This is a genomic window from Shewanella sp. 553, assembly GCF_059338375.1.
On the sequence record NZ_CM181701.1, the window covers coordinates 601,861 to 623,838 of the forward strand.

18 protein-coding genes and 1 riboswitch are annotated in these 21,978 nt (G+C 48.9%); of the genes, 4 read left to right on the top strand and 14 right to left on the bottom strand.

The window, feature by feature from the left end; genetic code table 11:
- Nucleotides 1-70: 70 nt before the first annotated feature.
- Nucleotides 71-1,288 carry a cation:proton antiporter gene (locus AC5YBZ_RS02740; protein ID WP_494524320.1) on the bottom strand — a complete coding sequence of 406 codons (1,218 nt, stop codon included), beginning with the start codon at nucleotides 1,286-1,288 and terminating at the stop codon, nucleotides 71-73.
- Nucleotides 1,289-1,410: 122 nt separating this feature from the next.
- Here AC5YBZ_RS02740 and AC5YBZ_RS02745 point away from each other — a divergent pair, with 122 nt between their 5' ends.
- Complete coding sequence (locus AC5YBZ_RS02745; protein WP_494520094.1) at nucleotides 1,411-2,289, top strand: universal stress protein; 879 nt, start codon at nucleotides 1,411-1,413, stop codon at nucleotides 2,287-2,289.
- Between the two features lie 3 nt (nucleotides 2,290-2,292).
- On the opposite strand, the gene AC5YBZ_RS02750 is transcribed toward AC5YBZ_RS02745, so the two are convergent.
- Nucleotides 2,293-4,863 carry a cation-translocating P-type ATPase gene (locus tag AC5YBZ_RS02750; RefSeq protein ID WP_494520093.1) on the bottom strand — a complete coding sequence of 857 codons (2,571 nt, stop codon included), beginning with the start codon at nucleotides 4,861-4,863 and terminating at the stop codon, nucleotides 2,293-2,295.
- Nucleotides 4,864-5,096: 233 nt separating this feature from the next.
- Nucleotides 5,097-5,357 carry a DUF5062 family protein gene (locus AC5YBZ_RS02755; RefSeq protein WP_110455847.1) on the bottom strand — a complete coding sequence of 87 codons (261 nt, stop codon included), beginning with the start codon at nucleotides 5,355-5,357 and terminating at the stop codon, nucleotides 5,097-5,099.
- Between the two features lie 176 nt (nucleotides 5,358-5,533).
- Here AC5YBZ_RS02755 and AC5YBZ_RS02760 point away from each other — a divergent pair, with 176 nt between their 5' ends.
- Together AC5YBZ_RS02760 and AC5YBZ_RS02765 are read left to right on the top strand one after the other, a co-directional pair.
- Complete coding sequence (locus tag AC5YBZ_RS02760) at nucleotides 5,534-5,935, top strand: VOC family protein (RefSeq protein ID WP_494520092.1); 402 nt, start codon at nucleotides 5,534-5,536, stop codon at nucleotides 5,933-5,935.
- 445 nt (nucleotides 5,936-6,380) lie between these two features.
- Nucleotides 6,381-6,590, top strand: a complete 210-nt coding sequence (locus AC5YBZ_RS02765) for a hypothetical protein (RefSeq protein ID WP_494543393.1) — start codon at nucleotides 6,381-6,383, stop codon at nucleotides 6,588-6,590.
- A gap of 44 nt (nucleotides 6,591-6,634) precedes the next feature.
- On the opposite strand, the gene AC5YBZ_RS02770 is transcribed toward AC5YBZ_RS02765, so the two are convergent.
- The 10 genes from AC5YBZ_RS02770 to AC5YBZ_RS02815 all read right to left on the bottom strand — a co-directional run bounded on the left by AC5YBZ_RS02770 (nucleotide 6,635) and on the right by AC5YBZ_RS02815 (nucleotide 18,599).
- A complete protein-coding gene (locus tag AC5YBZ_RS02770; protein ID WP_494543394.1) occupies nucleotides 6,635-7,399 on the bottom strand; it encodes a hypothetical protein in 765 nt (254 codons plus the stop codon).
- A 2-nt stretch (nucleotides 7,400-7,401) separates the two neighbouring features.
- Nucleotides 7,402-8,433: a DGQHR domain-containing protein gene (locus tag AC5YBZ_RS02775; RefSeq protein WP_494543395.1), complete on the bottom strand. Its 1,032-nt coding sequence runs from the start codon at nucleotides 8,431-8,433 to the stop codon at nucleotides 7,402-7,404.
- A 670-nt stretch (nucleotides 8,434-9,103) separates the two neighbouring features.
- Nucleotides 9,104-9,526: a nitrate reductase cytochrome c-type subunit gene (locus AC5YBZ_RS02780; RefSeq protein WP_494520089.1), complete on the bottom strand. Its 423-nt coding sequence runs from the start codon at nucleotides 9,524-9,526 to the stop codon at nucleotides 9,104-9,106.
- The gene (gene napH / locus AC5YBZ_RS02785; RefSeq protein WP_494520088.1) at nucleotides 9,523-10,416 is read right to left on the bottom strand and encodes a quinol dehydrogenase ferredoxin subunit NapH; all 894 of its coding nucleotides are present in this window, start codon (nucleotides 10,414-10,416) and stop codon (nucleotides 9,523-9,525) included. Before napH ends, AC5YBZ_RS02780 begins: the two co-directional genes overlap by 4 nt.
- Nucleotides 10,406-11,143 carry a ferredoxin-type protein NapG gene (napG, locus tag AC5YBZ_RS02790; protein ID WP_494520087.1) on the bottom strand — a complete coding sequence of 246 codons (738 nt, stop codon included), beginning with the start codon at nucleotides 11,141-11,143 and terminating at the stop codon, nucleotides 10,406-10,408. The genes napH and napG overlap by 11 nt, the downstream gene beginning before the upstream one ends.
- A 55-nt stretch (nucleotides 11,144-11,198) precedes the next feature.
- Nucleotides 11,199-13,682 (bottom strand): nitrate reductase catalytic subunit NapA, encoded by a 2,484-nt coding sequence (gene napA / locus AC5YBZ_RS02795; protein ID WP_494520086.1) that lies wholly within the window; start codon nucleotides 13,680-13,682, stop codon nucleotides 11,199-11,201.
- The gene (locus tag AC5YBZ_RS02800) at nucleotides 13,679-13,948 is read right to left on the bottom strand and encodes a chaperone NapD (RefSeq protein ID WP_494520085.1); all 270 of its coding nucleotides are present in this window, start codon (nucleotides 13,946-13,948) and stop codon (nucleotides 13,679-13,681) included. Before AC5YBZ_RS02800 ends, napA begins: the two co-directional genes overlap by 4 nt.
- A gap of 361 nt (nucleotides 13,949-14,309) precedes the next feature.
- Nucleotides 14,310-15,419, bottom strand: coding sequence for a lipocalin-like domain-containing protein (locus tag AC5YBZ_RS02805; protein WP_494543396.1), 1,110 nt, complete (start codon nucleotides 15,417-15,419; stop codon nucleotides 14,310-14,312).
- Nucleotides 15,416-17,938: an ABC transporter permease gene (locus AC5YBZ_RS02810; RefSeq protein ID WP_494524327.1), complete on the bottom strand. Its 2,523-nt coding sequence runs from the start codon at nucleotides 17,936-17,938 to the stop codon at nucleotides 15,416-15,418. The genes AC5YBZ_RS02805 and AC5YBZ_RS02810 overlap by 4 nt, the downstream gene beginning before the upstream one ends.
- Nucleotides 17,931-18,599, bottom strand: a complete 669-nt coding sequence (locus AC5YBZ_RS02815; RefSeq protein WP_494543397.1) for an ABC transporter ATP-binding protein — start codon at nucleotides 18,597-18,599, stop codon at nucleotides 17,931-17,933. Before AC5YBZ_RS02815 ends, AC5YBZ_RS02810 begins: the two co-directional genes overlap by 8 nt.
- A gap of 398 nt (nucleotides 18,600-18,997) precedes the next feature.
- Between AC5YBZ_RS02815 and fliB the strand changes: the two genes are divergently transcribed.
- Nucleotides 18,998-20,176 (top strand): flagellin lysine-N-methylase, encoded by a 1,179-nt coding sequence (fliB, locus tag AC5YBZ_RS02820; protein ID WP_494524329.1) that lies wholly within the window; start codon nucleotides 18,998-19,000, stop codon nucleotides 20,174-20,176.
- Nucleotides 20,177-20,272: 96 nt separating this feature from the next.
- On the opposite strand, the gene AC5YBZ_RS02825 is transcribed toward fliB, so the two are convergent.
- A complete protein-coding gene (locus AC5YBZ_RS02825; RefSeq protein WP_494543398.1) occupies nucleotides 20,273-21,643 on the bottom strand; it encodes an alanine/glycine:cation symporter family protein in 1,371 nt (456 codons plus the stop codon).
- Between the two features lie 154 nt (nucleotides 21,644-21,797).
- Nucleotides 21,798-21,931: riboswitch (glycine riboswitch) on the bottom strand.
- Between the last annotated feature and the right edge of the window lie 47 nt (nucleotides 21,932-21,978).

The window sequence follows — 21,978 nt, forward strand, 5'->3', positions numbered from 1 at the left end:
AAGCTAATTAAAATACCCATCGTTTGATGGGTATTTTTTTAGCTGTTGTTTAGTCACGTGCTACAAGGTATCAGTTAGAGGAGCCTTTGGACGTCGCCTGAGGGGAAGATTGCAGCGCCCATTTGAGTAACAAGGGGCCAACAATGGTGGTAATGGCGATCACTAATACCAGTTCGGTAAAAAGCTTTGCGCTGATGATGTTCATCTGAAGCCCCATCTCGGCAAACACCAGCCCCACTTCTCCCCTTGGCACCATAGCACTACCAACAATCAATTTAGACCGCATAGGGCCATTGATAAAGGCGCCGGCTGCGACTTTTGCGACAATGGCTAAAAGTGACAGTGTGATTAGAATTAACATACCACTGACACTGCTATCGACTTGGCTTAAGTCGAGACTGATCCCCACATAGACAAAGAAGATAGGCGCAAATACATCGACCAAGGGTTTCGATGCCTCTTCCATCTTATGGGTAAACGGGAAGGGATTTTTTAAATAACGCTGCAGCGGCGACACAAATTGACGGCTTAATGCCAAGCCAACGGCGAACCCGCCGAGCAGCGCTGGTGCGCCAAACGCATGGGCTATCCAAGCAAATAGACAGATAAGGCTTAAGGTAATTATCGCCTCATAGCCGCTGTGATGGTCGGTGGGTCTGATGGCTCTGAACAGGTACAAGAGTCCGCGCGCTAGTGGGGGGGCTAACAGTAAAAAACCGACCACTTTGATAATAAGCAGCAAGGTCGCCGCGAGACTAAGTTCGCCAGAGGTGGCGAATTTAAACAGTATGCTGAGTAAAATCACCCCAGCAATATCATCGATCACCGCCGCCCCCAAAATAATATGACCCTCGCGGGTTTGGGCCTGTTTAGCCTGCGCCAGTACGCGCACCGAGATACCAATACTGGTCGCCGTGAGGGCGCAGCCTAAGTAAATGGCGGTAAAACTGGGTTGATTAAGCCAGAGTACGGCGCAGATCCCTACAACGACGGCGGGCAGGATGATACCGATGAAGGCGACGCCAATGGCGCTGCCGCCGGCTTGATAAAGGTGCTTTATTGAGGTTTCGCAGCCGATAGAAAACAGCAGTAGTATCACCCCCAGCTCAGCCATAATCGCCAAGGTGTCATTGGGAGAGATCCAGTTAAGCAAGGTTGGACCAATTAGAATGCCTGCCAGCATTTCGCCCACCACAGCAGGCAATTGCCAGCGCTTAAACAGTTCACCCAGTAGGCGACCACAGAGCAAGATTAAAAAGAGTGACAGCACAAAGCTATCTATGGCCATATTGGCCTCCTGCCGCAATGGTGTATATGATAGTGAGCTTGGTCAATTTTATGACCAAGATCAAGGCACAAGTCACAAACCGTGACTAAGCTCAACTTAAGGTTTAGCGGTAGGAGAGAACCATGGATAAGGTGTTTATCATTTCGCAAAAAGAGCAGCAACAAGCCGATGCAATCGCCACAGGAGTGGAGCTTGCGAGGGCCTTGGACAAAACGGCCGAGGTGTTTGCCTATAGTTATGAGTCTTTTAGTGGCAAAGAGCACTATAACCCTCGGCTTGCTGCCGTGGCGAAGCAGCATATTATGAAGCAACGTAACAGCGACATTGAAGCGCAGCTGCAATCGCTTAAAGCCGATGATATCCCCGTCAATACGGTGTGGACTAAAGATCTGTTCGAACATGCTTGTCATCACTCTATTCGCCATGGCTTTGATTTAATGGTTAAAGCGGTTCATGATGCCGAGCACTATTTACCTGTGGATTGGCACCTGATCCGCCATGTTAAAATTCCGCTGATGTTACTGACCGATAATCCGGTTAACCGCGCCAACAGTGTGCTAATGGCCGTCGATTTAGGGAGCGATAAAGCCATAAAACAGCAGCTTAACCATAGTGTAATTACACATGCCCGCCAACTGGCTAAGGCTACAGGTTGCGCCTTGCATCTGGCTTATGTGGTACGGGTGCCGAAGATCCTCAGAGATATGGATCTCATCAATACTCGCACTCTGATTAAAGAGGCTTATCAGCGTTATCAGTCGCAGCTCGATGAGCTTGGCTTGCCGCAAGATAATATTCATATCTTAGCGGGCGAGCCCGATCTCTGTTTATATGAGCTTGCCTGCCGTTTACGGGCTCGTTATGTGGTGCTTGGGGCGCGCCAGCGTCGCGGCCTACTGGGTTATGTTATCGGTAATACTGCTGAAGCCATGTTGAGCCGTATCCGCAGTAATGTATTGGTGATCCCCGCGGATGACCAGTTACTGTCCTCGCCAGCTTAACGCCTATGTGATGGGCAGTAGTTGACGTTGACGGCGCCAATGGCGTTTATGCCATTCATCTATCAGTAATAGTGTAAGTGCAGTGGTTAAGAGTATTAGCCACTGCGATACACTGATAGGGCTGATTCCAAGTGCTTGGCTAATACCGGGTAAATAGCCGGCGCTAATATGAATGCTCTGAGCAAGCACAATCCCCAGTAACAGCAGTGGATTACTGAGCCAAGGCATAGCAAATAGTGAGTTATGCTCCGAGCGACTGTTAAGGGCATGCACATTTTCAAATAAGACCATCAACATTAAGGTGAGGTTACGCGCGGCTTCTTCGCTAGCGCCCATTTTTAAGTTTAAGGCAAACAAGCCAAAAGCGATTATCCCCATCCATAAAGCACTCACTAACACACGCTCTAGCATAAGACGATCGAATATCGGCTCAGTAGGTTTTCGTGGCGGTTGTTCTATCTCATGGCCTTCGGCGGGTTCAAACGCCAGCGCCACATCTTGCACGCCGTTGGTAACTAGGTTGAGCCATAAAATTTGCAGAGGAAACAGCGGGATGGGCAGGGCAAACAGGACACTCAAAATAAACAGCAGTAGCTCTGCGGCGCCAGTACTGATCAGCAGATAGATCACCTTGCGGATATTGTTGTAAACGATGCGCCCCTCAATAATGCCTTTAACAATGGAGCTAAATTTATCATCGGTTAACACTAAGTCGGCACTCTCGCGCGCCACATCGGTGCCTTTACGTCCCATGGCAATGCCCACATGGGCATGTTTAAGCGCTGGAGCATCGTTGACGCCATCGCCTGTCATGGCGACGAATTCTCCTTGGCGAATCAGTGATTCAGTGATCTCCATCTTCTGCTTAGGCTGCACCCGTGCAAACACGCGGTGGCGCGCTACCAAGGCATCAAACTGAGCTATGCCAGCTTGTTGTGCCTGGCTGAGTTGCTCACCCGTGACAACGTCATCATTCTTGCCTGATACCAATTTAAGTTGATGGGATAGGGCAAGGGCGGTCACGGGATGATCGCCAGTGATCATCGCCACCTTGATGTGGGCCCGCTGGCAAAGATCAACTGCCGCTATCGCATCATCCCTCAGCGGATCGCTCATGGCGACCAGTCCCAAAAATGACAGCTCAGTAAAAGGGTGACCGGGATGTTTCAGTTTAGCCGACGCCACCGCCAATACCCGATAGCCATGCTGAGCCATATAGTGAGTTTGCTGATGGATCTGGGCAAGCTGCGCTTCGGTCAGGCTGCACATGGGGAGCAGTTTCTCCACCGCCCCCTTTACCGATACCACCAGTTCGCTTTCTATTAGATTAATGCTGGCACTAAATTGGTTTTCAGACTCATAGGGAAACAGCTGCTCTTGCTGTGGCTGCAGCGAAGGCGCCATAGGTAAATTGAGCTTATAACCCAAGGCGAGAAATGCCAGATCGACCCCATCGCCATCGGCGTGGATGGTGTTATGGTCAAACTCAAGGTGGGCTTCGTTGGCTAATATGCCGCTCAATCCAAGTTGGCACAGTGCTGGTGCGTTATCAAGATTGATGGGATCTGTGTCATCCCCCTTATGGATCAAGCCGCTGGGAGATAAGCCCGCGCCCGCTACGTGATATTTATCGCCATTGAGTAGCCACACTTGGTTAATGGTCATCTCGTTAACCGTCAATGTGCCTGTCTTGTCTGAGGCGATATAAGTGCACGAACCTAATGATTCGACCGCGACTAATTTGCGCACAATGACATTGGCTTTCGACATGCGTTTCATGCCTATGGCTAAAGCCACGGTGATCGCCGCAGGCAGACCTTCGGGGATCGCCGAAACTGCCAGTGCCACCCCAAGCAGGAATACCTGCGACAGATCGGCGCCACGCAGCAGGGTGAGACCAAAGATCAGCGCAATAATCACCAAGGTGGCGACGGCGATTATCAAAGTAAAGCGCTCAATACGCTGCATCAGTGGCGGTTTGGTGTGACCGCCGCTGTGAACCATATCGGCAATTTGACCAATTTGAGTTTGCTGTCCAGTGGCAATGACCTCGCCTTCAGCGCGCCCATGGGTGACTAAGGTGCCAGCAAAGGCTAAATCGTTCTTGCTAACCGCTACCGACTCGCCAGTTAACGCCGACTCATCCACCTTAAATTGGTCTTGTTTTTCAATGCGAATATCGGCGCCAATGCGATCGCCATTGCCAAGCATCACATAGTCTCCGGGGACTAAGGTGCTGCTGTTGATGGTCACTGGGTGGCCGTCGCGGTAGACACGGCTTTGCTGCGGCACCATATTGCCTAGGGCATCGGCCGCTTGCTGGGCTGAGTATTCTTGCAGCGTCCCTATGATGGCGTTGAGCAGCAGCACGGCAAAAATAAAGATGGCATTAATGAATTGGCCTAATAGTAAACAGACTAAAAAAGCCGCCAATAGCACATAGATAAAGGCGCTCTTAAACTGGGTCACAAACAGTTGTAAGAAGCTTAATTTGGGCGGTTTAGGCAGGCAGTTTTCACCGTATTGTTGTAAGAGTGTCTGTGCTTGCTGACTGGTGAGTCCGCGCAGTGCCACTGCAGATCCTTAAGTTAAGAGCGGGGGATATGCTTGATCTATAGCTGATCTTTATCCACTTTGCAGGGAATTACTTTGCTTGTTGATGGAGATCAAATGGTCAATATGCCGCCCACCAAGCTTGGCGGCGGTCAGCTGTGACCCAGTCAGTTGGTGGAACGAGAGATGGGGCAAGTGGAGGTTCGAGAGAATAGGCATCAGCTTAGTTATCCAGACAATGCCTAGGATCGGGCTTAGTTAAGCAGCGGATGATCTTCAGGTAGTTGACGACTGATCCATAAGATCAATTTGTGCTTCATATTAGGGCCATCTTCTTTGTCTGTGGCCAAGGGCTGGATCAGTTTATCTTGCACTAACAGTCGGTAGATACATTCGACTTTATCTTTAGGGGAGATGCCTTTGCCAAAATCGGCAAAGCCACGTTTTTTTGCGTAACCTACACCAATATCCATGGCGAGTTTTAACAGTTGGGCGTCGTGCTTACCTTGTTTCATAAAAGGCTCCATCAAAGCTGATAATCACAAGCTACCCTAAATCACATCAATAACAAAATAGCTAAGCCCCATTTTTGAATCATAGGGGCTATTTGTGTTTAACTGGGCAATCAACTGGTTACTCTTTCAGCAACCAGCAATGAATAACGGCACCAAAACATAGGAGGTTAACGCGCATGATAGAGGTTAACGGAGTGGATCATGTGGTTTTTCGTACCACCAAGCTTGAGGCTATGCTGCATTTTTATACCCAGGTACTTGGCTGCCATCTGGAGCGGCAGCTGGCAGAAGAGGGCTTAACTCAGCTGCGCGCAGGCACCGCCCTCATTGATATTGTCACCTGCGATAGTGAACTCGGCCGCCTCGGTGGTAAAGCACCGCAGCAAGATGGCCGTAATGTCGACCATGTATGCCTGCTCATCACCTCAATGGATGAGCAGGCATTACTGGATTATCTCGCAAAATTTGGTATCACCACCGAGGGATTTGCCAAGCGTTATGGCGCCCAAGGTTTCGGACGCTCGGTTTATATCAACGACCCAGAGGGTAATGTCATCGAACTCAAGTTTTCGAATTAGTGCTGTCGAAAGGGCAGCTTACAGCATTTTGCCTTCGGCTAAGTGGGTGTTGGTGATTGTTTTGTGAACCATAGCTTCATGGTTTATCAATTGCCTTCGAATGAAGGTGTTGGCATTTTTGGCTTGTAGCATTTAGTCGAGTTAGTTTTTATTTATTGATGGTAGCGTTAACCTTCATGGCAACCAATTGCCTGCAGCATGCCTTTCGTGCAGGTATTTCGGTGGGGCGCTGCAAGTATATCCCTATACGTTCGACGGTGGCATCCATGCCACCAACCCCCACCGCCATACCTACACCGACTTATCACTCTCTTCGATTTGACCGTAATTGGTATCCACAGAACCGTTAAAAGCTAAATTATTTTTGGACAAAAGTGTGCTTGCCTTCGAATGAAGGTGTTGGCATTTTTGGTTGGTAGCATTTAGTCGAGTTAGGTTTTATTGATTGATGGTAGCGTTAACCTTCTATGGCAACCCATTGCCTGCAGCATGCCTTCCGTGCAGGTATTTCGGTGGGGCGCTGCAAGTATATCCCTATACGCTCGACGGTGGCATCCATGCCACCAACCCCCACCGCCATACCTACACCGACTTATCTATCACTTGGGCAATCAAAAAGTTTTCACTGACGCCAAATACTCAAGCATCCTATTAAATTTGTGTGGGGGGGGGAGCTCGTGGGCTCCTTCATCAAATTAGCTAGTTTAATAAACAACCAAAACTGTCTAAAATCTCCTCTTCAGTAGTTAAGAGATTATTGATGTAACATAAATCTTCCTCAGGAAAATTTATATCATTGGCTTTTAAGGATTTAATTGCATTGTGAATAATCTTGAGTGGCATAGCTATAACTGCGTGGTCTTTATCATATGTATATAGATTTTGAAGGTCGTTAACATAACTACATAACATATTTCGGGCTGATATCGAGGTGGACGTGAAAATTCTTAAATGCTCTGGAGGAGTGGGTTCACAATGTTTTGGTTCTTTATAATTGGCTTGTTCTCTAAGAATTGTTAACCAATCAAATGGTAACTCTAGATCAATTTTTTGGGTATGCTCGTCGGCCGATGAGTAATACTTTTTATGTGCATTAATTATACATTTATGTGTATTTCCAGCTTCTTTAACAGGATTTTCATTGTGATTAGCTTTAATAGAATATGGCTTATTTCCTACATAAAAAATGCAAATATTACGAAATGCCAACTGAGCTCTTAGTGCATAAAACGCGGAGTAATATAATTTAACCGTTGGCCATGAGTAAAAGCCCTGCTCGATACTATTAAGAGCACTGACAAACGTTACAATAGACGAATAGAGGTAGTCTAGACCATCTTTATAAAGCTCTTGTTTTAGTCTGCTAGCTTGCACCATTGTCAATGAGTGTTGAAGCACATCCTCCTTACTTAAGCTTTCACCGATAATAATATGATCACGTAAATATACATTGGCTTTATGCATAACTAGAAACTTAGCTCAGATGTATTATCCTCCACTGGGATAAATGCAGAATCTATACGATTATAGATAATTTTCATTGATTCCTTACCGCCTTGACCTGAAACTTCATCTTGTTTAATTAGGCCATTTTCTTTGATATTAAGAGCTTCACTGATAGTTTCTGACTTAAATGAGTTCTTCATTTTGCAATAAGGTAATAGTTTTAGCTTGAAAAATTCACATGCAGCGGAGAATCCAGCGGAATACTGAAAAGCGTTCGTATTTAAATCCCACTCAGAACCATACTCTAATTGGATCGATGAAAAATAGTTACTGAGACATTTTATTTGAAGTTGAAGTTCATGAACTCCAATTTGTTCAAACGAAGCATTTGGTTCAACTAATTGTTTTATAGCACTTACGGCTGTTGATAAGGCTATACCACCTTTGCGGCGCTTTTCTCCAGGAAACTTGATCTTGCCATAATATGGTGACGTAACTTCGGTATTTAAATATTCTGCAATATCTCTAGCTCGAGCTGCTGCATGATCAATAGCTACATCAGATCCAACACCATATAAATCGTAAACCAAACTCTTTGGAGCAGGCTTTTGTTCTGTGTTGATTGCTATAAATATATCTGCACATTCTTGTGTAGTTAATCCGCTATAAATCACTACAGGTATGTTGATATCACCTATATCTGGATTTTCTTTTATAGCTTCTTTGATGCCGGCAATACGATGTTGACCATCAATAATCTGAGCTAACCTTGGATTAATTTCAAATTCAAAAGTAGTATTTTTTTCATCAACAGATAGCTTTTCATCCACCCAGTTTAAAACCATGCTCCCCGGAAAATCACCACCACTAAGAGCAAAGTCTTTTAAGCTTTTAATTCTTCTTTCTGTTAGAACCCGCTGTACCGCTCCAGGTTCATCGTCTACTCCTCGAACGGAAGAATAAGCAATTTTCGCTAATACCGATGCTTTTAAGGTTGTAAGCATGAAATTATGATGGATTTGTTTTACTAGAGTGTAGTGTTCTTTAATCATTATTATCTTACTGACATGAATTTATCTTACCATTTTCATTGATTGCCTACATATTAGTCAATCAATACTTCCATTTAATATTTATTGATCAATGTTTTATGGATACTTAATGATAGCGGGGCACAAATCAAGTTAGCTTTTAAACTCGCTATTCACAGCAAATGAAGCTAAATCGAAGAGGCGTTAGATATAGGTGTAAGCGCGGTTTTGGCCCTTGGCGGCATGGCCAAAAATGTTCCTTACATTTTTTGGCATTCCCTCCATCCATGGAGGTCAGATACCGCCGTGGAGCGTATAGGGACGGCGCACAACGATATCCCTATCTAAAAGCCAGTTCGACAATCCCTGTCTCTCGTTCATAAGCACGAAGCTATGCTTCACTCACCGAGCCAAAAGAGTGCTTACACATAAAGCCTGCTGCAAGCAATTAACACCTATTGAAGGTGCGACCTTCAAAATAGGCCGCCAAGTAATACTTGAGCTAGATGCTACAACAACTGCTATCAGCATTCACAGGCAGAATACCGTCGTGCTAGCAGACAACTCACCATGAAGGTGAAACCTTCAAACACTTTGCCATTATTGCAAACACAATAAAAAACCACCTATTGCTAGGTGGCCTTTGCTTGTAACAATAGGCTAGTTTTCAAGCCTGCTCGAATCTCGCACCTTATTGGTTAGAAAAGTTATTCTCAACCAACTTCTGCTTGTTCTCCGCTTGCGGTACGTGGCACGTAGTACAGTTGAAATACTCATTGTTGAGTTGGCTATCGGCCTGCATATGCGAGTCATGAATTGGGGTTGCTTTCATGCGCACGGCTTTTTCTGGGCTGTGGCAAGTCATGCAGCCGTTTTTCTTAATGGTAATTTTATAATCAGCCTTATGGGGAATTAGCGGGGGCTGGTGGACAAAGCTGCGGGCTATCGGCTCTCCCTTTTTAGGGTAAGTGGGCATCGCATCGGCAGCGCGTACCTCAGTGATCGCCGCGTGGCTGAGCGAGCTCACATTAACGGGCTCTGTTTTGGTTGGTGCGAGTTCAGTAGCGCTGGCATTGAGCGCCATGAGCGCGACTAAAGTGAGTGCTTTTTTCATTGGTTGTTCTCCGCCTTTAGGGCAATTCGATTTTGATACTGAAATACGCGTGGAGCACAGACATCGATGCAGCGACCACATAGAGTGCAGTCACTGTCGGTTATCATGGGATTTTTCCCTTTTAGTGCAGGTTTTAATACTTGGCGCTCGGGGCAGACCTCAAAACAGGCCATGCAGTTATCGCAGCTGCTGGCGTTAACTGCGCTGATTTTGATTGGGCTGGTTTTACCCAGTAGGGCAAACATCGCCCCGGTTGGGCAGAGGTGACCACACCAGGCTCGCTCGCAAATGAAGAGATCGAGCAAAAAGATGGCGGCTAATATCCACAAGCCACTCCCTGCGCCAAACAAGAGGGCGCGATAGAGTATGGGCACCGGGTTCACCCATTCCCACACCGCAATACCGGTGAGCAGCGGCAGTATGAGTACCACGGCTAATAGGTAATAGCGTAAATGCCGTGGCATTTCGCTTGTGCGTGGTAAATGTAACTTACGCCTTAGCCAGCTGGCGGCATCAGTCACTAGGTTGACTGGGCATACCCAGCTGCAAAATACCCGCCCACCTGCTAGCCAATAGAAGATGGCGATAACCGCGGCGCCAAGTAGCAAACTGAGCTCTGGCCAGTGGCCGCTCATCAGCACTTGCAGTGTCGCTAGCGGGTCGGCCAAGTGGACGGCACCTAATAACTCACTGCTAGACAGATTCCCCTTAAGCAGCCAGAAGCCAAACCAAGGGCCAATCGCAAAGGCAAACAGCACACCTAGCTGGCAAGCGCGGCGCAGCAATAGAAACTTGTGGGCGCGCCACCAGCCGAATTGGTCAATCGCGGCTTGGTCAAAGCGCGTCTTGGCACCTTTGTTTGTGGTATGACCCATGCTGTTATGCGTCATGGCGTGACCCCTTGTTTAACATCTCAAGCGTGGTCTCTTCGGTATTGATATAGGTATCGTGGGTGGCGGTTTTGCCCTTGGCAATATGGGGCGGTAGCACTTTGATCGCCGCTTCTTGCAACACGCAAGCATGCTCACACTTCCCACAGCCGGTGCAGCTGTCGCTGTTGACCGTGGGGATAAACAGGGCGTGATGGTTGCTACGTTGATTGTGCTGGCGCTTAAGGGTGATTGCTTCATCAATCAATGGGCAAACGCGATAACACACATCGCAGCGAAGCCCCTTAAAGTTGAGGCAATTTTCTTGGTCGATAAGCACCGCAACCCCCATTTTTGCTTGGGTGATATCCGTCAAGTTGTGATCCAGCGAGCCCGAGGGGCAGGCTTTAACACAGGGGATATCTTCACACATTTCGCAGGGGATCTTGCGCGCCGTAAAGTAAGGTGTCCCCGTCGGCGCACCCTCAAACCAGCGGGCCAGTTTCAGGGTGTCGTACGGGCAAGCCTCAACACACAGACCACAGCGCACGCAGGCAGATAAGAAGTCATCTTCTGCTAATGCGCCTGGGGGCCTTATTGCTAACGGGTCAAGGTGCGATGATTGCTTCGCCACGCCGGTGATCCCTAATCCCAATAATCCCATCGCACAGCCAGCCTTAGCCGAGGTGGCTAAAAACTGGCGGCGATTAACGCCTTTGGCTTGGGTGTGTCGATTGACCTTACTCATAGCGTACTGCTTAAACCTCTTTTAGTGGTGCAAACTCATGGTTAAATAACATGCCTTAGGCCTTCATCACTTTTACCGGACACTTCTTGTAATCGGTCTCTTTCGATAACGGATCGGTCGCGTCGAGCATCAGCTTATTCACCAGTTGGCGAGCATCGAAAAACGGCATAAACACCACGCCTCTTGGCGGCTTGTTACGGCCTTTGGTTTCGACGCGGGTTTTGACTTCACCGCGAGGTGAGGCAACGATCACCTCATCGCCGCGCTGTAGGCCTCGGGCTTTGGCGTCTTCTGGATGCATAAAAATTTGTGCATCGGGATAGGCGCGGTAAAGCTCTGGCACGCGAGCGGTCATGGAGCCGGTATGCCAGTGCTCTAGTACGCGACCAGTTGACATCCATAAGTCATATTCTGCGTTTGGCTCTTCGGCAGCGGGTTCATAAGGCAGGGCGAAAATCACCGCTTTGCCATCAGGCTTACCGTAGAAGCGAAAGCCTTCGCCAGCCTTAACGTAAGGATCGCTGCCTTCGACAAAGCGGCGCAGGGTTTCTTTGCCCTTAACGACAGGCCAGCGCAGACCGCGAGAGGCATGGTAGGCATCAAAGTCCGCCAAGTCGTGGCCATGACCGCGACCAAACTGGGCATACTCCTCGAACAGGCCTTTTTGCAGGTAATAACCCACGGCCGCAGACTCATCGTTAAGCTCGCCTTTGCAGTCTGACAGCGGGTACTTGTTGACCACACCGTTAGCAAATAACACCTCATACAGGGTTTTATCGGCGTACTCAGGCTTCTTGGCTATTAGCTCAGCTGGCCATACTTCTGACACTTTAAAGCGCTTCGAAAACTCAATTAATTGCCATAAGTCAGACTTAGCCCCTTCTGGCGCTTGAACTTGCTGATGCCACATATGGGTACGACGCTCGGCATTACCATAGGCGCCCTCTTTTTCAACCCACATGGCCGTTGGCAGAATCAAATCTGCTGCCATGGCAGTGACGGTTGGGTAAGGGTCAGAGACCACAATGAAATTGTCTGGGTTACGGAAACCGGGGTAAATTTCATCGTTAATATTGGGGCCTGCCTGCATGTTGTTGGTGCACATGGTCCAGTAACAGTTAAGCTTGCCATCTTTGAGCATACGGCTTTGTAATACCGCGTGATAACCCGGCTTGGGCGGAATAGTACCTTCGGGCAACTGCCAACGTTGCTCTGTGATGGCGCGATGCTCTGGATTGGCGACCACCATGTCAGCAGGTAGGCGGTGAGCAAAAGTACCCACTTCACGAGCGGTACCACAGGCCGAAGGTTGGCCTGTGAGTGAGAACGGGCTGTTACCCGGTGTGGCAATTTTACCTGTGAGTAGATGAATGTTGTAGAGCATGTTATTGGCCCAAACACCACGGACGTGCTGGTTGATCCCCATGGTCCACAGACTCATGATTTTCACATTGGGATCGGCGTAGGCTTTGGCCATGATGTCGAGCTTTTCAGGTTCAACGCCACTCATCTTGGCGGCGTATTCCAAGGTGTAGGTGCTAACAAACTTAGCGTACTCATCGAAGCTGATTGGCGTCGACTTGCCATTACCTGGGTTTTTGGCTTGTTGCTCTAACGGATGCTCTGGACGTAAGCCGTAACCTATATCTGTGATGCCTAAGGCAAACTTGGTGTGCTTGTTAACAAAGTCCTTGTTAACCGCATCGTTTTGGATGATGTAGTTGGCTATGTAGTTCAAAATCACCAGATCGGATTGCGGCTTAAACACCATGGCATTATCGGCGAGGTCGAAGCTGCGGTTTTCGAAGGTGGATAATACATGTACCCGACAATCGGCATTACTGAGGCGGCGATCTGACAAACGTGCCCACAAAATGGGATGCATCTCGGCCATGTTGGCGCCCCACAACACAAAGTGGTCGGCCGCTTCTAAATCATCATAACAACCCATGGGCTCATCGATACCAAAGGTACGCATAAAGCCACCCACGGCAGATGCCATACAGTGACGCGCGTTGGGGTCGATGTTGTTGGTGAGAAAACCCGCTTTGTGCAGTTTCGAGGCGGCATAACCTTCCCAAATGGTCCATTGGCCTGAGCCAAACATACCTACCGCGGTCGGCCCTTTGGTCTTGAGGGTGTGTTTCCATTTTTCAGCCATGGTATCTAAAGCGACATCCCAGCTGACAGGGGTAAATTCGCCCTCTTTATGATATTGGCCATCCTTCATGCGCAGCAGTGGCGTAGTGAGTCTGTCTTTGCCATACATGATTTTTGATAGAAAGTAGCCCTTAATACAGTTAAGGCCTTTGTTAACCGGGCTTTCTGGATCGCCCTTAGTGGCGACCACTTTGCCGTTATTGGTGCCCACTAATACGCTACAGCCCACGCCACAAAAACGGCAGGGGGCTTTATCCCACTTGATGGTGTCCTTCTGCTCAGCGGCTTCAACGATCTTCACTGGCAGAGTGACCCCAACAGCGGTCGCAGCGGCAACTGCGGCGTTGGCTTTGAGAAACTCGCGGCGGCTAATGCTCATGGTGTTTCCTCACTCTTTTCTGCTATAGGTTCAACTTGATGGTAGACAAGGCTGCTCGATAGCACCCCGTTGAGGGCGTTAATGGCTTCGATGTTTTTGAGTATAGATGCTTGTGACTCACCCTCTAGGGTGACCACAAATTTTGCTTGGTCGCTGATAGCGTGGATATCGGCGCCAGTTAGGGCCTCGATACCAGCTGTCACTTGTGTCACCGCGCTCGGCGCGGCATGTACCACTAAGCTTGTAACGTGATATTCCTGACGCATGGGGTTTACCTTGTTATTCGCAGTAACAGTAGCCAACTCAGTTGGTTAGTTATGGTGACCGCCTTAGGATTAAATTGAGTTTAAACCGTGTTTTTTTTGTGGGTATACCTCCAGAGAGGTAACTGAGCGGTTTGTCGATCAAGATCAAGTTTTTAAGCGTGATCTAACGCTCAGTTCGTTATTTATGGGGCTGCGCTTTCGTTGTAATTAATCAGCTTAGTAAGTCGATGGGGACTTCGCCACTTCAATGATTAACAAGATAGATATGCCGGTGAGGACGCTTAAGCGGGCAGTTTGTCGCGCCCTGCGAGTAAGGGAGGGAGTGAGCACGCCTATCTATGGCTGGGCCACTCCTTATCCGTCAATAGCCTGTCAGTTCCATATAGCCAGTGCCTTGGTGACTCCCCGATATGCTAATGGGCCCTTCCCAATAACTCACGCTCAATGGCATATGGCTGTCACGATTTAATGGCTTAATCGTCAGTTGCAGTTGTTCACTTGCAATGGCGATACGCCAAGCCACTGGGTATCGACCCGACGGCGTTTGTTGCCAGTCGGTGGGTGTCATCTCAATGTCTGCCGGGGCGCTGGTGGAGTCGATATTACGGCCGCTGCCATCGGCATACATGCGTCTGGCGCTGTAGAAATGACTCGCCTGATTATCGCCGCTGCGCAACTGAAACAGCATCAGCGCCGAGCCATCGTCTAAACGCAGCGCAAACCAATCCCAGCCCTGTTGATGTTTATTGAGAAACTGTGAGCTCCACTCTCTGTCGAGCCAAGCATCGCCTGAGACATTAACTGACTTCCCCTCTAGGGTGACTTCGCCAGTGACTTGGATGAAAGGCTGGCTATAGTAATAAGAGGCGACGCTGCCATCACCGCTTTTAATGCTGTAGCCCTTATCGCCCTGTAATTGATAAGGGGCGCTAGTTGTAAGTGACAATCGATAACTGAGCTGCTCATCGCTGACGGTTAAGGTTGCCGGAAACAGGTCTTGGCTTTGGCTCTGCCACTGCCAGTTGTCGAGTTTAATCGTCAGTGGCGCGGCATCGCTGCCGGCTAATTGAGGTTGGGCACGTGACCAGCGCTCTTTTGCCACATGTTGCTGTGCGGTGGTCACCGCGCTGTGGGCCATATACAGCTGGTTAGTGGCCCAGTCTGATGAGGACTCACTCGCCTTGGGCGATAGGGCTATCCTAAATTGTGTCCATTGCAGCCCCAGAGGTTGGCCCGATGCCGTGGTGAGATTGGCGGTCAAATACCACCATTCTTGGCGAAAATCGTTATGGGCTTGGTGATCTTCAGGAAAGCGCAGGGTTTGCCCTGGGGTGACCTGAGTATAGCCCTGTAGATTATCGCCCATCAGTGAGCCCATTGCGCTTTGAGGGTTGGTGTCTGGTGCATCGCAGCCAAGCAGTAAGAGTAATAGGATAAACAGGCCCGCGCGGGGCGAGGATAATAGTGTCATAACACATCACTCTGTAGGCTACTGATGAGAGGGCGGCGAGTTTGCTGATACAAGGGCAGGGCTACGGCAAAGCCGCTAGCGACGAGGGCGAGCAGAGTCACGTCGAAGTAGGCTTGCCAATCCCATATCATGGCAATGCTCCAACCAAAGGCTTGTAGGGTCACTTTATTGATCAGCAAGTAGCCTAGTAGCGCACCAGTCGGCAGGGCAACAATACTGGTGAGTATGACCATTAGTAGCATCTGGCTGGTGACCATTAGGGAGAGTTGACGGCGATTAACCCCTAAGGTGTACAGGCGTGCAATCGGCGCCATACGGGCTTGGGTCAACATATAACAGGCGCTAAACAATCCTATGGCGGCCACCAATAAGGTTAAGCTATTAAGCACCTTAGTAATAGAAAAGGTGCGTTTAAACATCTCTATCGCTTGCGCCTTAATACGGGCTTGGCTGTATATCTGTGCATCTGACAGTGAAAACCTTTGCATCAAGCGCTGGCTTAATTGCGCTAAGTCGCCCTGATAGGTGACCGCTAGGCTAATGGGTAAGGTGGACAGCATGGCTTGGTGCCAGGTGACAGTCGAGACGATCACCTCCCCATAGGGATTGCCATAGTCGTAGTAAATCGCCCCTACTCTGAGGGGGATATCGCCAAGCACATCGACCTTTATGGTGTCGTTTAACCGCAACTGGTGTTTGATGGCAAAAGGTTCACTTATCATCACCACATCAGCGATTAAAAAGCGTTGCCATAAGTTATCGACCGCAGTTTTAAGCACTGTGGTGTGCTCAACTGAGTAGTCATCGCGGGCCACTAAATAGATAGGCTGCTGCTCAGCGCGGCTCTTAATCGACCACTGCTCATAAATGCCAGTGACCTGTTTATCGGCGGCTAAATAATCTGCAATTTGCTGCATCTGGCTAGCAGGTGGGCGGATATAAAGGTCGGCATGCAAACGCGCATTGAGCCACTGTTTGAGCGTGAGCTCGAAACTGCTCACTAGGCTATTCATCGAAATATTGGCCGTGAGTGCCAGCAGAATGGCCATCATGGCAAGAGAGAGCGGCGGGATCAGCTCCTTGGTCTCGGCAATTTGATAACCAATTAACCCTTTGGGTGCCACTCGCTCAATAACTTGAATTAATTGCTGCAATAACCAAGGCAGGGCCAGCGGGATACTGAGCACCACTAAGCCTAATAACGCCATGGTGATCCGATAATTGTCGGTTAATGCCATGCCGGTTAAGGCGACGGTTGCTAAGCATAGCGACACCCATAGTTGCCGCTTATGGGCGCGATGGGCACTGGCTTGTTGATGAAATTGCCCAGCGCTCTGGGCCAGCGGTTGGCGCAGCAGCTCAATAAACAGCGAGCTACAGGCCAGTAAGGCGGCGATAAAGGTTAATAAGGTCGCCTGAGCGAGCCATTGCCATTGCCATATTCCCGGTAAAATGGTGGCCCCATAGAGCTGTTCTAGGGTCACTGAGACCATAGGTTGTAACCAGTAACTGAGCTGCAAGCCGCCAATAAAGCCGATGAGCGAACCTACCACAACCAACACCAGCAGCTCGCTGGCTAATGCCGACATGATTGACAGTTTCATGATGCCTTGCTGCTGCAACTGAGTGATCAGTCGTTTACGTTTAAGCAGGCTGTAACGCACGCCGTTATAGGCGATAAACAGGCCGACAATAAAGGCCAGTAAACTCATGGCGGTGAGGTTCAGGTGAAAGCTGTTTGTGAGCGCCTTCATGCTGTCGCCATTGTCACTTGGGCTGAGATGAGCCTTATCCTCAAGCCACTGCTCTATTTGGGCTTTTTGTGCGCTAACATCGTTAAAAATGGCGATATAACTCAGTTGCTGCGGTTTATTGAGCAGTTGCTGCGCCAGTGAGATATCCATCAGTAGGCGGTTGCCTAAATTAAGTTGGTCATCCACGGCGATAACGCTGAGCGTTTGCCCTTCGACAGTCAGCGTCGGTTGATTGAGCTGCTCGGCGTTTGATTGACTCATTAATACGATAGGCTCACCAGCGATAAGTTTTGCCAGTGGCAGCGCGTTACCGTTAAAGCGATGCCGACTTGCGGTGTTCTCGTCATTTGAGCTATGGCCGCGGGCTGCGCTCATGGCGGCGATAATATCACTGCCTTGAACTTGCCAGTTCCGTGCCTGTTCATCCACCAGTATGCCTTGCACCACCGCCAAACTGTGGGTGACCCCCTGTTGGCGCAAGGTAAAATAGAGTTGTTCATTTAAGGGGTGATTGGGCAGTGGGGTGATAAACCACTTGGCTTGCTGGCTTAACAGTTCGGTGGCGTTACTGTAGCTGTTGATCGCATTTTCATTGGTGGCACGCACGCCTGTGAGCAGGGTGACCGCGAGGATAATGCCGATAATAATCGCGCCTGCTTGCAGCGGTGATTGTCGATAATGAGCCAAGAACACCCGCAGGGTGAGTAGCCAACCTTTTAGGGCTTGAGGGTTAATGGTATGACGGCGACTGGGCGGGTTATTCATGAACCTTACCCAAATCCAGGTGCCAGCGGCGCTGCATAAACTCGGCGCACTCTTGGCTATGGGTCACCATTAAAATACTGGTGTGGTGCTCTGCTGCGAGCGTGCAAATCAGGCGCATCACCTCAAGGCTGGCCTGTTGATCTAAATTGCCCGTGGGTTCATCGGCGAGTAACAGTGCAGGTTTATGCGCCAGCGCCCTTGCAATGGCCACACGCTGCTGTTGTCCACCGGACAGGGTTTCCACATGGCGTTTACGCAAGGCGCTAAGTCCCAAGGTGTCGACGAGGTGATCGCACCAAGGGTTCCAGCACTCGTTATTGAGGTGCAAGGGGAAAGCGATATTGTCTTCAACATTCAGCGGGGTGAGTAGATTAAACTGCTGAAAAACAACTCCTAGTTGCTGGTGGCGAAATTCACTCCAGTTGGCATCATTCCACTGGGTGGTTGGTGTTCCCAACAGGGATAAGGTGCCCGAGGTCGGCCGCTCAAAGCCGGCGATAATATTGAGCAAGGTGCTTTTACCACAGCCACTGGGGCCGGTTAAGGCTACGGTATCGCCTCGGTGCAGGTGTAAATCGATATGATCGAGTACCTGATGAAACTTATCGCCGTCGGTAAATCCTTTGCAGATCTTATCCAGCGTAATAACGCTTGTACTCATGACAACTCCTGTTGTGCATCACGTTAAGGGTAACCCTTGGTTAAATAATGCGCGAGTAAGATATTGGTAACACATTGCAATTTTACATTCATCTTCTAATTGCATCGATTGTCGATTACATCAAATAATCAGGTTGGTCTCGACCATGGCCCTATACGGGGGATAACCCATAATGGATCGACTTTGCGCTATAGATAGTCTGATAAGCATAGTAGCAAGCTAGTTTAAGCTTTTGCTTTTATTGGTATAGTTAATTACGCCAAGGTCAGTTATGTTAAATGTGCAGGATAAAAATGCCTTATCACTTGGAGTAAAGCGCATTCTCAAGTAATTCAGCTTGTCGATGCGCTGGCTTTCTTGTTACCTTTGTTTAAATTTAAGTGTAATTAAGTGGCTCCATGAACAATCTTGTGATCAAACCCAATTATGTCAGTCTATTTAACTGTGTTGGCCCCGAATGTGAAGACAGTTGCTGTAACGATTGGACCATTACGTTTGACAAGAAAAGTTATAAAAAAACCGTCAGCCATCCTCAGTTTGCCTCGCTTGCCAAGATAGCCTTTACCGAAGTGAAAAAAAATGCGGCTAACTGGGCTACGGTAAAGCTTGATGAGCAAGGAGGCTGTCCGTTTCTTGATGAGCAAAAGCTGTGCAATATTCATAAACATGCTGGTGAAGCGGCCTTAAGTGACACTTGTAAGACCTACCCTAAACTCGACCGTCATCTTGGCGGTAACAAATACCGCTCGCTGCATATGTCTTGTCCAGAAGTTGCGCGTATCGTGTTGTTTCATCCCGATGCGTTTCAATTTGATGCACAACACAGTGGTCATAAGGCGGTGGTTAAGCCCTCTCCGATTTGGCTGGAAAAGAGTTATGAGTACAGCCTAGAGTTGTTAGTGGGTTTAGGACTCGATTGGGAGCCGGCGCTGCTGGCCATTGGTTTATTAATGAAAACCAGTGAACAGGTGCGAGCGGGCCTGTTACCCGACAGCGCCCTCGATGAGCGTTTTTTGCAGCTGAAGCAATTTGCCGAGGCGGGATTATTGGTCGAGCAATACGCTAAATTGCCTTATGCCCCTATCCCGCAGTCGCACGCCTTTTTTGGGGTTCACTCCACTTTTTGTCAAATTCATTCTCGGGCCACAAGGGCGCGTTTTTCGCGCTTAAATGAGGCGGTTTCGGCCATCTGCAATGAAGGCAATGAGTTTAGTATCGCGGCCATGAATCAGGCGTGGAATGCTATTGCGCTCCCCGCCTTAGGTGAGCATCGCGATCTGTTTGAGCGTTATATTCTCTACGCCATTTTTCATCATCACTTTCCTCTACTTGGCGAAGAGGCGCCGCTGAAAGCCTTTAGGCTGTTGGTGCTCGATTGCTTTATCATGCGCGGTTATCTCTCGGCGATGGCGCACCAACATAAGCAGCTTACTGAGAGTGACATCATCTTGTGTTTTCAGCTCTATCAGGTGGTCAGGCAACATCGTCCAGTTATGGCACAAACTATTGAAGAGGTGATGCAAGAGTGTGAAATTGAGTCGGTGCCTGCGGTGATGAGCTTATTAAAAACGCAGTAGTCATCAAGAGACTAAGGATTAAAGAGCAATAAAAATGGGGCAATTATGCCCCATTTTTATTGGGTGTAGCCGAGATAATTCAATGAACTAATGAACTTACGCAGTTACCTGCTCAGCCACAAGCTGTTTGCGCTTAGTAAAGTAGTGGCGGGTTTCAGCCAAAATCACATCTCTTAAGCCGATGATCGCAATGAGGTTAGGGATCGCCATTAGGCCATTGACGGTATCGGCCAGCATCCAAATTAAGTCCAGTTGGATAAAGGCGCCGGCGGCGATTAAGCCTAAAAATAACCATTGATAGATTTTAATGCCGTGCTGGCCGAGGCGGTTACCCGTGAGGTAGTGCCAGCAGCGTTCGCCATAATAGTGCCAGCCTAAGATAGTGGTAAAGGCAAAACAGACCAGCGCGATAGTCACCACATATTGACCGACGATGACCGAGCCACCAGAGGCAAATGCGGCGCTGGTCATGGCGGCGCCAGCAGTGTCGCCATTCCAGACGCCGGTGATGATCAATACTAAGCCTGTCATGGTACAAATTAAGATGGTGTCGAAAAACGTGCCCGTCATGCTCACCAGCCCTTGCTCAACCGGCTCGTTGGTTTTCGCCGCCGCGGCGGCAATGGGCGCACTCCCTAGACCAGACTCATTGGAAAATACTCCGCGAGCAATACCAATTTGCAGTGCTTGGGCCACAGTGGCGCCAAGGAATCCACCGGCGGCCGAGATCGGGGTGAAGGCTGAGTGCAATACCAATTCAAAGGCTGGAATTATTTGCTCTGAAAAGCTAAATAAAATCCAAATGCAAGCTAATACATAGCCTATTGCCATAGTGGGTACTAACTTTTGTGCGACATTGGCGATACGTTTAACCCCGCCCAAGGTGACGGCGGCGACCAGCAGGGTTAAGACCACGGCGGTACTCCAAGTGGGAACGTCGAAGGCAATGGTTAAGGCATCGCTAATCGCATTGACTTGGGCGAAGGTGCCGATCCCAAAGAAAGCCACGCCAATACCAAATAGGGCAAAGAGTTTTGCCAGCCAAGGTAGCCCCAAGCCGCGTTCAATATAGTACATGGGGCCACCGGCAATATTGCCACGTTCATCGACCGTGCGGTATTTCACCGCCAGCATGCATTCGGCGTATTTGGTCGCCATGCCAAAAAAAGCGGCCAGCCACATCCAAAAGAGGGCGCCAGGTCCACCAATTTTTATGGCGGTAGCGACGCCAACAATATTACCTGTACCTATGGTGGCCGATAGGGCGGTGCACAGCGCTGCAAAAGATGACAGATCCCCTTTACCGCTGGCGGGTTTAAATAACAGGCTTAACGCCAAGGGTAATTTAAACACCTGTAATAGCCGCAGTCGCAGGGTGAGGTATAGACCTGTACCAACCAATAAACATAGGGTAATGGGGCCCCATACAATGGCATTGATATCTGTGAGTAAAGCGTGAAAGTTCATGTTGTTCCTCGAGTATTAAACTGCTTGACGATTCGTCTTAATAATCGGAGGAGGAAAAGAAATGGCTGAATTTCGGTATCGTAAAGTGCAGATGTGCTGTTTCGGCCAAGCGATGGCAAAAAATGGGCAGCGGCAAATGACGACGCATACAGTCATCCTCTCCTCTGTCCTTTTGCCTGAGCGTTTCGCGGTGATGGATTGATACCATCGCCACTTTCGCCTTCGGCGCTGTGTCATATTTAGGTAAACGCTCACCTATCTGTGCACAGTCTCTCCAGAGGCTCGTCCAGTAACAGTCCTCACCACCTAAGTGGTACCTGAAAGAGTGCTCTGTA